Raw genomic sequence first — 13,805 nt, forward strand, 5'->3', positions numbered from 1 at the left:
CGGGGGGCCGTTGTCGTACAGTCGCCTCGCTCGACCGGTGAACTGACACACCGTCAGGAGGCGGCTATGCGGCTCGGTCTCGCACTCGGCTACTGGGGTCGCGGCCCCAATCCCGACCACGTACCGCTGGCGCAGGAGGCAGAGCGGCTCGGCTACGACTCCGTGTGGACGGCCGAGTCCTGGGGCTCGGATGTCTTCACGCCCCTGACCTGGATCGCGGCCCAGACCTCAAGGATCAAGCTGGGCACGGCGGTTGCCCAGATGGCGGCCCGCTCCCCGACGACGACGGCAATGCACGCCCTCACCCTGGACCACTTGTCGGGCGGCCGCATGATGCTCGGCCTGGGACTCTCCGGCCCGCAGGTGGTCGAGGGCTGGTACGGCCGCCCGTTCCCGAAGTCACCGCTGACCGCGACGCGCGAATACGTCGACGTCGTACGCCAAGTCCTCAAGCGCGAGGCCCCCGTCGAGGTCGAGGGCCGGTTCCACTCCCACCCCTACAGGGGTCCGGACGCCACAGGCCTGGGCAAACCCCTCAAGCCGATCACCCACCCCCTGCGCCCCGATCTCCCCATCCTCCTGGGCGCCGAGGGCCCGAAGAACGTCGCCCAGACGACCCGCATCGCCGACGGCTGGCTGCCCCTCTACTGGTCCCCGACCCGCCCCGAGGTCTACGAAGCCTCCCTCGCCGACGCCCCGGACGGCTTCCTCATCGCCCCCATGGCCCAGGTCCGGGTCTGCGACGACGTACGCGAGGGCCTGCTCCCCGTGAAGACCATGCTCGGCTTCTACATCGGCGGCATGGGCCACGCGGCCCGCAACTTCCACGCCGACCTGATGGCACGCATGGGATACGAGGAGGAAGCCCGCCGCATCCAGCGCCTCTTCCTCGAAGGCCGCCGCGAGGAGGCGGTGCTGGCGGTCCCCGACGCCTTCGCCGACGAGATCTCCCTCGTCGGCCCCCGCGAACGCATCGCCGAACGCCTGGAGTTGTGGCGCAAGGGCCCGGTCACGGACCTCCTGGCACTGTCACCGGACCGGGAGTCGCTGCGGATACTGGCCGAGCTCAACTCGTGAGCTCTTCCTGCTGTTCGGGCCGCTCTGGCTCACGATCCGGTTTCATACGGGAATGAGCGGCAACACGCTGGTTATGTCCTCTCGATATAGCGGTGCCAACTCGGCCGGCACGGTCATAGCGATCGTCGCCGACATCATGGCCCTCATCCTGGGCCTCTGGATCCTGATGTACCTGCTGGACGCGAACCGCGCGAACGACTTCGTGCAGTTCATCCACGACGCCGCCCGCTGGCTGGCGGGCTGGAGCCACGACCTGTTCACGTTCGACGAGGCGTGGGCGCGGGTCGTCGCCGGGTACGGACTGGCGGCGGTGGTCTACCTGTTCATCGGACACGCGATCGCCAACCGGGTCCACCGCCACTGAACCCACCCAGGAGCGCGGGGAACTGCGCGACCAGCCACCACGGACCCGCGCCCCGCCACACGACCGAACCACCCGAGCTCTCAGGCGCAGCAGTCCGGGTCCAACCCGGTCGGCAGACGGTCCCCGCCGAACACAGCGCACGTAGCCTCATGACCACCCAGCGCGGCGACCGCCAGCAGTAGCGACCCGGCCGTCCAAGTGGTCAGCTCCTGGGGCCAGATGGCGCCGTCGTCGAAGACGTACCCGGTCCAGTACAGCCCGCTCTCCGGATCCCGCAGATGCTGGATCGACTGGAGAATGTCCAGCGCACGGTCCGACTCGCCCATCGCCCAGAGCGCGAGGGCGAGTTCGGCGGATTCGCCTCCCGTCACCCACGGGTTGGGGACGACGCACCGCACCCCGAGGCCGGGTACGACGAACCGGTCCCAGTCCGTCTCCATACGGGACTTGGCCTCCGCATCCGTGAGCGCGCCGCCCAGGATCGGGTAGTACCAGTCCATGGAGTAGCGGTCCTTGTCCAGGAACCGTTCGGGGTGGCGGCGGATGGCGTGCCGCAGCATGCCCAGCGCCAACTCCCAGTCCGGCTGCGGCTCTTCGCACTGTTCCGCGATCGCGAGCGCACACCGCAGCGCGTGGTGGATGGACGAGGAGCCCGTCAGCAGCGCGTCCGTGGTGAACGTGCCGTCGTCCTCGCCCTTCCAGCCGATCTGGCCGCCGGGCTGCTGGAGCCGCAGGACGTATTCCACCGCCGAGTGGACCGTCTGCCACATGCGGTCGAGGAAGGTGTCGTCGCCCGTCGAGAGGTAGTGGTGCCACACGCCTACGGCTATGTAGGCGACGAAGTTCGTCTCCCGGCCCCGGTCGGTGACGTCGTCGAACGCCCCGTCCTGGTAGGCCGCGTACCAGGAACCGTCCTCGTTCTGGTGCCGCGCCAGCCACTCGTAGGCCCGCTCGGCGGCCTCGTGCTCGCCCGCCGCGTCCAGGGCCATCGCGGCCTCGGTGTGGTCCCAGGGGTCGAGGTGGTGGCCGCGGAACCACGGGATCGCCCCGTCCGCGCGCTGCGCGGCGAGGACGCCGGCGACGGTCGCGGCGGCTTCCTCGGCGGTCAGGACACCGGACAGGACGAGGTGTTCGGTACGGGGAGTGGTCACCGCGCATCCACGGCAGGCAGGTGCGGCTTGGTCGCGTACGCCACGAAGCTCTTGCCGATCAGGGGGTTGAGGGCCTGCTCGGCGACCCTCGTCGCCAGCGGCTTCTTCATGATGTCCCAGACCAGCAGCTTGTGGTACGCCTTGACCGGCAGCGCCTTGTCGTTGTCGACGCCGAACGCGCACTTCAGCCACCAGTACGGCGAGTGCAGGGCGTGCGCGTGGTGGGTGCCGTACGGCTTGAGGCCGGCCTCGCGGATCTTGGCGAGGAGCTCGTCCGCCTTGTAGATGCGGATGTGGCCGCCCTCGACCTCGTGGTAGGCGTCGGACAGGGCCCAGCAGACCTTCTCGGGGCCGTAGCGCGGGACGGTGATGGCGATCCGGCCGCCGGGCCTCAACACCCGGACCATCTCGGCGAGTACGCCCTTGTCGTCCGGGATGTGCTCCATGACCTCGGAGATGATCACGACGTCGAAGGACTCGTCGGGGAAGGGCAGCGCCAGGGCGTCGCCCTCCATCGCGGTGGCCGTCGCGCCCTCGGGGGCCTCTCCGGCCTCCTTCATCGCCGCGAACCACTTGGCGACCTCGCGGATCTCCTCGGCGTTCTGGTCCAGCGCGACGACCTGCGCGCCGCGCCGGTAGCACTCGAACGCGTGCCGGCCGGCTCCGCAGCCGAGGTCCAGGACGCGGTCGCCCGGGGCTAGCGGGAACCGGGAGAAGTCGACGGTCAGCACGTGGCCCTGCTTTCGCGATCGGATACAACGTCAACAACTTCTTCGGCCGCGGGTGCGACGCGGTCGGCGTGCGTGGCCGCGGGCGGGAGGGCCATCGCCTCGCGGTACCGGGCCGCCGTTCCCTCGGCGGCCCGGGCCCAGGTGAACCGCGCCAGTACCCGCTCACGTCCCGCGAGACCGAGCCGCGCCCCGAGGTCACGGTCGCCGAGCAGTCGGCTCAGGGCGGTCGCGAGTGCCCCGGAGTCCCCCGGCGGTACGGCCAGACAGGTCTCCCCGTCGCGCCCTGCGACCTCCGGGATCGCGCCGCCGGTCGTCGCGACCAGCGGTGTGCCGGTGGCCATGGCCTCCGCCGCGGGGAGCGAGAAGCCCTCGTAGAGGGAGGGCACGCAGGCGACCTCGGCCGAGCGGACCAGGTCGACCAGTTCGGCGTCGGTGATGCCCTTGACGAAGCGGATGGCGCCTTCGAGGCCGTAGCGCTCGATGGCCTGGGCGACGGGGCCGTCCTCGGCGCGTTTGCCGACGACGACGAGGTGGGCGTCGGGGTGCTCGGTGCGGACCTTCGCGAGGGCCTCGACCAGGAAGATCAGGCCCTTGAGCGGGACGTCGGCGCTGGATGTCGTGACGATCCGGCCGGGGACCACGGCCACCGAGGGATCCGGTGAGAAAAGGTCGGTGTCGGCGCCGATGTGGACGACGTGGATGCGGTCGTCGCGGACGCCGAGGTGGTCGACGATCTCCTGGCGGGAGGTGCCGGAGACGGTGAGGACCGACGGGAGCCTGCGTGCCGCGCGCTTCTGCATGCGGGTGAAGGCGTACCAGCGGCGCTTGGCCAGGCGCTGGCCCCAGCTCTCGGCCGCGTCCAGCTCCAACTGGCGGTCCACGGTGATGGGGTGGTGGATCGTCGTGACCAGGGGGGCGCCGATGTCGCCCAGGAGGCCGTATCCCAGCGTCTGGTTGTCGTGCACGACGTCGAACTCGCCGCGCCGGGCGCGCAGATGGCGGCGGGCGCGCAGGGAGAACGTCAGCGGCTCGGGGAAGCCTCCGGTCCACATGGTCGCCACTTCGAGGGCGTCGATCCAGTCGCGGTACTCGTCGCGCTTGGGGGTGCGAAAGGGGTCCGGGGACCGGTACAGGTCGAGGCTCGGCAGCTCCGTGAGGCTCAGCCGGCCGTCGATGTCGTCGCCCTCGTCGAGGACGGGATAGGGCTGGGAGCCGATGACCTCGACGCGGTGGCCGAGGCGGGCCAGTTCGCGGGAGAGGTGGCGGACGTAGACGCCCTGGCCGCCGCAGAACGGGTTTCCCTTATAGGTGAGGAGTGCGATGTTGAGCGGTCGCTCGCCGTCCGCGGCCGGGTCCTCCTGGGAACCCGCCCGACTGGCCTCAGCGGTCACTCCGGGCCCCCTTCTCCCTGCTATTTCCCGCGAGATTACGCCGGGACGCTAATCTAGAACAAGTTTCAGACTTGATCGTTCAAGAGGCTCTGAATCTACCGGCAGGTAGGGGCACTGTGAGCAGTGGATCAGGTGATTCACGCCACCACTGACACCCCTGACATGCTGTGTGATCACTCGCCCTCACCGACTGTCACGGACGGGACCCATGCCTGCGGAAGCCATCACCCAGCGCCCCGCCTCTGCGCCCCTCACGGAGCGGCAGGAGGCCCGTCGTCGCCGCATCCTGCACGCGAGCGCGCAGCTGGCGAGCCGGGGCGGTTTCGACGCGGTGCAGATGCGGGAGGTCGCGGAGTCCTCGCAGGTGGCGCTGGGCACGCTCTACCGCTACTTCCCGTCCAAGATCCATCTGCTGGTCGCCACGATGCAGGACCAGCTGGAGCACATGCACGGCACCCTGCGGAAGAAGCCGCCGCAGGGCGAGACGGCGGCCGAGCGGGTGTCGGAGACCCTGATGCGCGCGTTCCGCGCACTCCAGCGCGAGCCACATCTCGCCGACGCGATGGTCCGCGCCCTCACCTTCGCCGACCGCAGCGTCTCCCCCGAGGTCGACCAGGTCTCCCGGCAGACCACGGTGATCATCCTGGACGCGATGGGCATCGAGGACCCGACCCCGGCCCAGCTCTCCGCGGTCCGCGTCATCGAGCACACCTGGCACTCGGCCCTGATCACCTGGCTCTCGGGCCGTGCCTCCATCGCCCAGGTGAAGATCGACATCGAGACGGTGTGCCGCCTGATCGACCTGACGGCACCCGACGCGAGAGGCTGAGCATACGAAGGACCTACGAGACGGGTTCCCTGCGCCGGCATTGCCCGGATCAGGTGGTGGAGGTCGCCTTCCGGCCCGACTACTGCCTTCCGGCCTCTCAGCCCGACCGTCGACGTCGGCCGCGGCGGAGGCTGACGCCTCTCGCCCAAGTCGGCTACTCCGGTCGAACTCCCTCACTCGTCCCGTAGGCCTGTTTCCAGAATAGAACTTCCGTCCGGAGATAACACCTTCCGGATGCATATTTTTCTGGACAAAACCGACCGAGATGCCTACTCCTCCGGCGGGTACACCGGCTCCCCGCTCCCCAGCAGCGTGATCATGATCGCCTCCACCGGGCAGCTCTCCGCGGCCGCCAGGACCTTCTCGTTGGCGTCCGTCTCGGGTTCGACGGGGTGGGACTGGCGGCCGGCGTCGAGGCGGAAGCCGTCGGGGGCGTGGTGGATGCACTGGGCCGAGCCGATGCAGATGGAGCGGTCGACCTCGACCTGCCAGCGGTCACCCATGGCCGCTCACGCCTCCCAGCCGGCCGGCAGGTGGATCATCTTGTGCTCCAGGTACTCGCCGAAGCCCTCGGGGCCGAACTCCCGCCCCAGACCGGAGTTCTTGTAGCCGCCGAACGGGCCCAGCATGTCGAGGCTGAAGGTGTTCACCGAGTACGTGCCCGTACGGACCTGGCGGGCGACGTCGATGCCGTGCGCCACGTCGGCCGTCCAGACGCTGCCGGAGAGGCCGTAGTCCGAGTCGTTCGCGATCTTCAGGGCCTCGGACTCGTCGCCGTAGGGAAGGAGGCAGATGACCGGGCCGAAGATCTCCTCGCGGGCGATCCGCATGGAGTTGTCGACGTCGCCGAAGAGGGTGGGCTCCACGTACCAGCCGCGGTCCAGGCCCGGCGGGCGGCCGCCGCCCGTGAGGATCTTGGCGCCCTCCTCCTGGCCGATGCGGATGTAGTCGAGGTTCCTGCGCTGCTGGCGCTGCGCCACCAGCGGGCCCACCTGCGTCGCGGGGTCCAGCGGGTCGCCGACGACCAGGGCGCTCGCCGCGGCGGCGAAGGCGTCCGCGAACTCGTCGTAGCGCGAGCGCGGCAGGAGGATGCGGGTCTGGGCCACGCACGCCTGGCCGTTGTTCATCCAGGCCGCCGACACGATCCCGGGGACGGACGTCTCGATGTCCGCGTCGGGGAGGACGACCGCCGCCGACTTGCCGCCCAACTCCAGTGTCACGCGCGTCAGATTGCGCGACGCCACCTCCATCACGCGCTTGCCCGCCGCCACCGACCCGGTGAAGGAGACCTTGTCCACGCCCGGGTGCCCGACCAGGTATTCGCTGACCTCCCGGTCGGCGGGCAGGATCGACAGCACGCCTTCCGGCAGCCCGGCCTCGCGCGTGATCTCGGCGAGGATGTACGCGTCCAGCGGCGACTCCGGCGACGGCTTCAGCACCACCGTGCAGCCGGTGAGCAGCGCGGGCGCGAGCTTGGCGGCGGCGACGAACTGCGGGACGTTCCAAGGGACCACGGCCGCCACGACGCCGACCGGCTCGCGCCGGACCAGGATCTTGCCGAGGACGCCGTCGCGCTGCTCCTCGTACGTGAAGTTCCGTGCGACCGTGATCGCCGCGTCCCACACCATCATCGCGCCGAGCGCCTGCGCGAGGACGCTCCAGGAGTACGGCGAGCCGTTCTCGGAGGAGATCACGCGGGCGATCTCCTCGTGCCGGGTGAGGATGCCGTCCTTGATGCGGGAGACGACCTCGATGCGCTCGTCGAGCGTCATCCGCGGCCAGGGTCCCTCCTCGAACGCCTTGCGCGCGGCCGCGACCGCCCGGTCCACGTCCTCGGTCGAGGCGTGCGGCACCCTTCCGATGACCTCCTCGGTATGCGGGGAGATCACCTCGATGACGTCCTTGCCCAGGGGGTCGGTCAACTCCCCGCCGATGAACAGCTGTCCGTGTTCCACGAGCTCGGTCATGGCGACTGCCTCCCCGGGACTGACTCTGACGGTTCATCAGATACGGGAACTGATACCAGTTCCCTTCGGAGGAGTCCACAGAGCTCACACCGGTTCACCACACCTCCCCGAGGAGCCCGCCCCTACGATGATCAAGTCAGGGGGAGGCAAAGGAAATGCCATGGATGCGCAAGGTCGCACGCCGTCCCGCGCTGGTCGCGGCGGCCACTTTGACCGTGGTCGCCTGCGGAGCGGGATGGGCGGTCTCGGGGCAGGGCGAGGCGGCCGGTGACGGTGTCTCGGTGTCGACGGCGACTCCGGCCACGCGGGACGAGATGATCCGCCAGTTGCGCTCACTTCTCTCCGAGCACGGCCAACAGGTGCCGGAGACCTCGGGGTTGAGCACCGAGGAGATCGAGGCGCGCTGGCAGCGGGCCCGTATCGAGTACTCCGAACCGGCCGAGATGCCGGTGGTGCCCGCGTGCGACGGATTCAAGGCCGTGTTCGACACCGACTGCTGGTAGCGCGCCCGCACCCCCTCCCCTTTCAACTCCGCTTTCAACTCCGCGCCGAGCAGCCACCGTTCGGCTGCCCTGTCATGCACCCATCAGAAAACCCACCATCAGGAAGAGGGCGATGAACCTCACGCGCACACGCACCACCGCGGCCTGTACCGTCGCGCTCCTCGCCGGCCTGGTCACCCCGGCCGCGGCGGCCACCCCCACGGCCCCCGCCGCCACGGTCTCCATGAGCGAGGAGAGCAAGTCCCCCAAGGAGATCCGCTCCTACTGGACCCAGGACCGGATCGAGAAGGCCCTCGCCAACCCGGTGGAGCAGCCCGCCCTCGCGAACGACAACGGTGTCTCCGCGGAACCCCCCGCCGTCAGCGCCTCGGCCGACGCGGTCCAGCCCTCGGCGAGCACCCTGGCGGCGTCCACCACCGCCGCGGCGGCTGCCGACATCGCCGTCGCCCAGGACGTCCCGGCCTCCACCTCCGTCCCCAACGTGGTGGTCGGCAAGCTCACGTTCACCAAGCCCGACGGCACCCCGGCCTCCTGCTCCGCCTCGGTGATCGTGTCCGACACCGCCAACACCATCTGGACCGCGGGCCACTGCGTCCACCAGGGCGACGGCACCGGCGACGCGGGCTGGAACACGAACCTGATCTTCATGCCCGGCTACAAGGACGGCCAGATGCCGTGGGGCTTCTGGGAGGCCGAGCGCAAGTACGCCCCGACGGAGTGGCTGGAGGACGGTGACGCCACGGACTCCGACATGGCCGCCGTGGTGCTGGCCCCGCACGCCGACTACGGCAACCTCCAGGACAACATCGGTGGTCTGGGGTACCAGTTCGGGTCCGTCACCGACTACTCCGACGTCTTCGCCGTCGGCTACCCCGGGGAGGGCTACCAGCGCACCGACATGGACGCCGAGCAGATGATGTACTGCTACGGCAACACCGAGGACGCCGCACCGCTGTGGCCCCTGGACGACCGGCTGAAGATGGACTGCGACATGGGCGCCGGCTCCAGCGGTGGCCCGATGTTCATCGGCGCGCTGGGCGGCAACCCGCAGATCGTCGGCGCCATCAGCCACCACGAGGTGGACGCCACGACCAACGAGCGCACCAACGACGACCTGTTCTCCGCCGCGCACTCCTCCAACGCGGTCGCGGTGATCGACGAGGTCAACGCGAGCGCCTGAACATCACCGGCTGAAGGGTGACTTGGGCTCCCATCGAAACGCGTTCTAGTTATAGTGGCGAGAACGCGGCGACAGGGGGAGCCCATGACTCAGCTCATGCCACAGGTCGGCGACCACGGCGGAGGCGTCCGGTCGATCCGGGTCCCCATCCCCGACAACCCGCTGGGCTTCACGCTGGTGTACGTCGTCGACACCGACCGCGGTCCAGTGCTGGTCGACACGGGCTGGGACGACCCGGAGTCCTGGGACACGCTCGCCGAGGGGCTGCGGGCCTGCGGCACCTCGGCGACCGAGGTCCACGGGGTGGTGATCACCCATCACCACCCCGACCACCACGGTCTGTCGGGCAAGGTCCGCGAGGCCTCCGGCGCCTGGATCGCCATGCACGCGGCGGACGCGGCGATCGTCCGCCGCACCCGCGAGACGCGCTCGGAGCGCTGGTTCTCCTATATGACGGCCAAGCTGGAGGCCGCCGGCGCCCCGGAGTCCCATGTGGCGCCCCTGCGCACCGCCCGTTCCCGGAAGCTCCCCGGCTTCTCCCCCGCCGTCCCCGACCGTGAGATCGTTCCCGGCGAACTCCTCGACCTGGCGGGCCGCCGTCTGCGCGCGATCTGGACGCCGGGCCACACACCGGGCCACGTCTGCCTCCACCTGGAGGAGACCCACCCCGCCCAACTGCCGGGCAACGGACGCCTGTTCTCCGGCGACCACCTGCTCCCCGAGATCACCCCGCACATCGGCCTCTACGAGGACCCGGACGACGCCACCGTCACCGACCCGCTCGGCGACTACCTCGACTCCCTCGAACGCGTCGGCCGTCTCGCCCCCGCCGAGGTCCTCCCCGCCCACCAGCACGTCTTCACCGACGCGGCCGCCCGGGTACGGGAGTTGCTCGCGCATCACGAGGAACGCCTCACCGACCTGCTGACGCTGCTGGTCGAACCCCTCACCCCGTGGCAGCTCGCCGAGCGCATGGAGTGGAACCGTCCGTGGGACCAAATCCCCTACGGATCACGGACCATCGCGGTCTCGGAGGCCGAGGCGCATCTGCGGCGGCTGGTGAAGCTGGGGCGGGCGGAGGCCGTGGCCGGGAGTGAGCCGGTGACCTACGTCGCGGTGTGAATCGGGTCGCGGGTCATGATCCGCCCCTGGTACCACTGGTCCATGGACCCTCTGGAGCAACTCCTCGCCGAGCGCGCCTGCGAGCGGCTCATCCTCGACTTCGTCCGCCGGCTCGACATCGGGGACCCGGGCTCCGTGGCCGAGCTGTTCACCGAGGACGGCAGCTGGGAGTGGCCCTCGCCGGGCGACGGGCGGCGGTTCGACGGGCGCGAGGCGCTGCGGGAGTACTTCGGGTCCCGGCCCGAGGACCGGTTGTCGCGGCGGGTGATGTCCAACGTCCTGGTCACGGTGGCCTCCCCGGACACGGCGACGGCGACCTCGTACTTCACCACGTACCGGGTCGACGGGTTCCACGGCGGGATCGTGCCGCCGGGGGCGCCGGTCCAGGTCGGGCACTACGAGGACACGTTCCGGCGTTCGGACGGCGGGAGTTGGCTACTGGCGTCACGGGCGTTGCATCTGCCGTTCGGGGGGCCGACGCCTCAGCTGAGCGCGTAGTCGAGGCCTTCGTCGTACGGCATCGCCATGCCCTGCGCGTACGCCTCCTCGTAGGCCTGGTCGCCGAGGCGGTCGCGGAGGAGGCGTTCACGGGCCTCGCGGGCGGCGATGAGGTGGGGCGAGTTCACCTGGGCGCGCCCGACGCGTTCCCAGAGGCGCCGGCTGATGCCCTCCAGGCCGGCGGCGCGTCGGCTGTCGCCGCCCGCGACCACGGCGGCGACCAGCCAGTCGAAGGTGAGGGCCGTGCCCACGGTGTTGTGCGTCAGCCGGCTACCGACCACCCCGGCCCGGGCGTTGGCCTGTGCCGTCTCGACATCCCCGCGCGCCAAGTCGGTCTGGGCGATGAGACCGTCGATGACGGGCCTCCCCCACTGCTCTCCACACCGAACGCTGTCCGCACGGGCCTGCTCGGCCACCTCGCGCGCCTCGTCGATCGCGCCGTTCAGCAAGTGCGCGAAGCACAGCGCGATACGGACCTGGAGCTGTGCCGACCCCTGCCAGTCCGCCCCGAGCGGCAGACGAGGGGCGGCCGACAGCAGGTCGATCGCCTCGGCCGTGCGGCCGGTGAGGACCGCCGTGCTGCCGGTGACGTAGGCCGTGGCCGCGATCATGGTGAGATCGCCCTGCTCCCGCGCCGCGTCGGCGCAGCGCCTCGCCCACCGGCACGCGGGGTCCAGGTCGCCCTGGTTGATCGCCACCGCCGAGCGCGACCACAGTGCCCGCACGAGGTCCGCTCCGGGTTCATGCTCGGCGGCGAGCACCAGGTCGAGGCAGCGGGCGGCGTCGCGCATCATGCCGCAGTGCCGCCACAGGAACCCGATGGTTCCGGCCATCTCCAGCGCGGCGCGGCTGGCGGGTTCGTCCAGTGCGCGGTCCATGGCGGCCCGCAGGTTGGCGTGCTCGGCGAGGAGCCGCTCGCACCAGGCCACCTGACGGCTGGTGTTCCAGTCGGCGCACGCCTCCCGGGCGAACCGCCGGTAGTGGTCCCGGTGCCGCAGTCGTACGGCGTCCCCCTCGGCCAACTCCCGTAGCCAGTCGGCGCCGTACTCACGCACCGTGTCGAGGAGCCGAAAGCGGTCCAGGTCCGTCGGATGGCGCAGCACGATCGACTGCCGGACCAGGTGCATCAACACGTCCGCGACCCGGTCGGCCCGCAGCGGGCCGCCCGCGCAGACCCAGGTCGCGGCACCGACGGTGAACGTGTCCGCGAACACCGACAGCCGTGCCCACAGCAGGCGCTCCAGCGGGGCGCACAGCTCGTGGCTCCAGCCGATCGTGGTCCGCAGCGTCCAGTGGCGGGGCGGACCGTCCACACTCCGTTCGTCCCGGGTGAGCACGTCGAAGCGGGAGCGCAGCCGGTCGGAGAGCAGCTCATGGAGCTTGTCCAACGAGTACAGCGCCAGCCGGGCGACGGCCAGTTCGATGGCGAGCGGAATGCCGTCGAGGCTGCGGCAGATGTCGGCCACCTGCCGCCGTGCGGTGGCGTCGAGGACGAGGCCCGCGCGCTGGACGAACAGGGTCTCGGCGTCCGTCACCCGCAGCGGGTCGACCTCCAGCGTCCGCTCCCCCGGCAGGTCCAGCGGCTCACGGCTGGTGACGAGGATGTGCAGCCCGGCTGCGCCGGCGAGCAGGTCCGCCACCAGGGCCGCACAGTCCGTCAGCAGGTGCTCGCAGGTGTCGAGGATCAGCAGCAGCCGCTTGTCCGACATCCAGTCGCCGAGAGCTTCGGCCACCGACCCGGCCGACTGGTCGGACAGCCGCACCGCCTCCATGACCGCGAGCGGCACCTGGCCCGCCGCCCGCACCGGCGACAGCTCCACCAGCCACACCCCGTCGGGATACACCGCCCCCACCCGCTCCGCCGCCCGCAGCGCCAACCGCGTCTTGCCCACCCCTCCCACACCGACGAGGGTCACCAGGCGAGTGCCGCCACCGGGCTCCAACTTCTCCGCGAGCCAGCCGAGTTCGTCCTGCCGTCCGACGAAGCCGCGGGGATCGGGCGGCAGGTTCCCGAGGAGAGTCTTCTCGCTGGGCACGGGCAACAGTCTGACCGTGGCGCCCACGCGCCCACGCCGTCCGACCGAACCGGACGGCGTGATCACCTGAAGTGGCCGTGTCGCGCCACTTCACGAACGAACCCGATCAGATCAGTGACCGGATCAAGTCCTCCGCCTCCCCGAGGAGTTCGACCTCCCGTCGGCTCATCGTCGGATTGACCGCCCGCCGGCGCCGCGCCTCCGCCAGTCCGTCGTCGGTCAGGGACGACGCATCGGCGAGCAGCGCGGCCAGCATCGCGCGCGCCGGTTCGGCGAACGTCTCGTCCCCCACAGCGACTTGGGCGAGGATCACCGCCGACATGCCCCAGTCCAGCCCGGGATCGCCCTCCTCGGCGTTGGCCCAGTCGATGACGTAGGGCCCGGCGGGGGTGAGCATGACGTTGTCCGGGTGCAGGTCGAGGTGGACGACACGGCCGGGCAGGGCGTGCAACTGCCGTAGGAGACGGGCCAGTACGACCCCGGCCTCCCGCGCGTCGATCCGTCCGGCGGCGAAGGCCCCCAGCATCGTCGGCCCGTGCAGCCGCTCCATCACCAGCTCGGTGGACGAGCAGTCCTCGACGCGCACCCGCGGCACCGGATACCCGTGCCCGCGCACCCGCTCCATGACGGCCGCCTCGACGAGCGCGTCGCCGTAGGCGTCCCGAGCCCGCCGCAGCACCCACGCCTCGTCGATCTCGTACACGTCCGAGGCCCGCCCCGAGCCGATCAGTCTCCCCGTGATGATCCCCATGCCGGGAACCTACCGGGCCCACAGCCACCCCTCAGGGGCTTTGCTACGGGCCGGTAGAGTGGCCGGGTCGTCATCACACCCGTACGGGGGGAAGCCGGTGCAATTCCGGCGCTGACCCGCAACCGTGAGCCGTCTCCTGCCGGGGGGCGGCGAGCCGGATCGCCCCGTGTCGGTACTTGTGACCGGCTCACGGGCACCGGCAACC

At 70.6% G+C, this 13,805-nt stretch carries 14 protein-coding genes and 1 riboswitch; of the genes, 7 read left to right on the forward strand and 7 right to left on the reverse strand.

The window, feature by feature from the left end:
* Positions 1–66 precede the first annotated feature (66 nt).
* Both OHU89_RS16215 and OHU89_RS16220 read left to right on the forward strand, forming a co-directional pair.
* Complete coding sequence (locus OHU89_RS16215) at positions 67–1,077, forward strand: LLM class F420-dependent oxidoreductase (RefSeq protein WP_405643516.1); 1,011 nt, start codon at positions 67–69, stop codon at positions 1,075–1,077.
* A gap of 73 nt (positions 1,078–1,150) precedes the next feature.
* A complete protein-coding gene (locus OHU89_RS16220) occupies positions 1,151–1,441 on the forward strand; it encodes a hypothetical protein (RefSeq protein ID WP_307031582.1) in 291 nt (96 codons plus the stop codon).
* Positions 1,442–1,521: 80 nt separating this feature from the next.
* Here the strand turns inward: OHU89_RS16220 and OHU89_RS16225 are convergent, their stop codons facing one another.
* From OHU89_RS16225 to OHU89_RS16235, 3 genes are read right to left on the reverse strand one after another with little or no spacing between them, the layout of a single operon-like run.
* On the reverse strand, positions 1,522–2,592 hold the full coding sequence (locus OHU89_RS16225) for a prenyltransferase/squalene oxidase repeat-containing protein (protein WP_405643519.1): 1,071 nt from the start codon (positions 2,590–2,592) through the stop codon (positions 1,522–1,524).
* Entirely contained in the window at positions 2,589–3,323 is a 735-nt protein-coding gene (locus OHU89_RS16230; RefSeq protein WP_405643522.1) for a class I SAM-dependent methyltransferase, read from the reverse strand. The genes OHU89_RS16225 and OHU89_RS16230 overlap by 4 nt, the downstream gene beginning before the upstream one ends.
* A complete protein-coding gene (locus tag OHU89_RS16235) occupies positions 3,317–4,714 on the reverse strand; it encodes a glycosyltransferase family 4 protein (protein WP_405643525.1) in 1,398 nt (465 codons plus the stop codon). The genes OHU89_RS16230 and OHU89_RS16235 overlap by 7 nt, the downstream gene beginning before the upstream one ends.
* A 208-nt stretch (positions 4,715–4,922) precedes the next feature.
* On the opposite strand from OHU89_RS16235, the gene OHU89_RS16240 reads away from it, so the two are divergent.
* Positions 4,923–5,543, forward strand: coding sequence for a TetR family transcriptional regulator (locus tag OHU89_RS16240; RefSeq protein ID WP_405643527.1), 621 nt, complete (start codon positions 4,923–4,925; stop codon positions 5,541–5,543).
* 269 nt (positions 5,544–5,812) lie between these two features.
* Here the strand turns inward: OHU89_RS16240 and OHU89_RS16245 are convergent, their stop codons facing one another.
* Together OHU89_RS16245 and OHU89_RS16250 are read right to left on the reverse strand one after the other, a co-directional pair.
* Positions 5,813–6,046: a ferredoxin gene (locus OHU89_RS16245; RefSeq protein WP_405643530.1), complete on the reverse strand. Its 234-nt coding sequence runs from the start codon at positions 6,044–6,046 to the stop codon at positions 5,813–5,815.
* 6 nt (positions 6,047–6,052) lie between these two features.
* Positions 6,053–7,510: an aldehyde dehydrogenase gene (locus OHU89_RS16250; protein WP_267016040.1), complete on the reverse strand. Its 1,458-nt coding sequence runs from the start codon at positions 7,508–7,510 to the stop codon at positions 6,053–6,055.
* Positions 7,511–7,674: 164 nt separating this feature from the next.
* Between OHU89_RS16250 and OHU89_RS16255 the strand changes: the two genes are divergently transcribed.
* From OHU89_RS16255 to OHU89_RS16270, 4 genes are all read left to right on the forward strand, one after another.
* Positions 7,675–8,013, forward strand: a complete 339-nt coding sequence (locus tag OHU89_RS16255) for a hypothetical protein (RefSeq protein ID WP_405643533.1) — start codon at positions 7,675–7,677, stop codon at positions 8,011–8,013.
* 112 nt (positions 8,014–8,125) lie between these two features.
* Entirely contained in the window at positions 8,126–9,193 is a 1,068-nt protein-coding gene (locus tag OHU89_RS16260) for a trypsin-like serine peptidase (RefSeq protein WP_405643535.1), read from the forward strand.
* A gap of 96 nt (positions 9,194–9,289) precedes the next feature.
* On the forward strand, positions 9,290–10,315 hold the full coding sequence (locus OHU89_RS16265; protein ID WP_405654514.1) for an MBL fold metallo-hydrolase: 1,026 nt from the start codon (positions 9,290–9,292) through the stop codon (positions 10,313–10,315).
* 42 nt (positions 10,316–10,357) lie between these two features.
* Complete coding sequence (locus tag OHU89_RS16270) at positions 10,358–10,813, forward strand: nuclear transport factor 2 family protein (RefSeq protein WP_405643537.1); 456 nt, start codon at positions 10,358–10,360, stop codon at positions 10,811–10,813.
* Here OHU89_RS16270 and OHU89_RS16275 read toward each other — a convergent pair.
* Complete coding sequence (locus OHU89_RS16275; RefSeq protein ID WP_405643539.1) at positions 10,798–12,849, reverse strand: ATP-binding protein; 2,052 nt, start codon at positions 12,847–12,849, stop codon at positions 10,798–10,800. The two genes, OHU89_RS16270 and OHU89_RS16275, sit on opposite strands and share 16 nt — an antisense overlap.
* A gap of 106 nt (positions 12,850–12,955) precedes the next feature.
* Positions 12,956–13,600: a phosphotransferase gene (locus OHU89_RS16280; RefSeq protein ID WP_405643542.1), complete on the reverse strand. Its 645-nt coding sequence runs from the start codon at positions 13,598–13,600 to the stop codon at positions 12,956–12,958.
* A gap of 47 nt (positions 13,601–13,647) precedes the next feature.
* Positions 13,648–13,782, forward strand: a riboswitch (cobalamin riboswitch).
* Positions 13,783–13,805: the final 23 nt, after the last annotated feature.

The sequence above is a fragment of the Streptomyces sp. NBC_00019 genome, from assembly GCF_045041015.1.
Classification (GTDB): Bacteria; Actinomycetota; Actinomycetes; order Streptomycetales; family Streptomycetaceae; genus Streptomyces.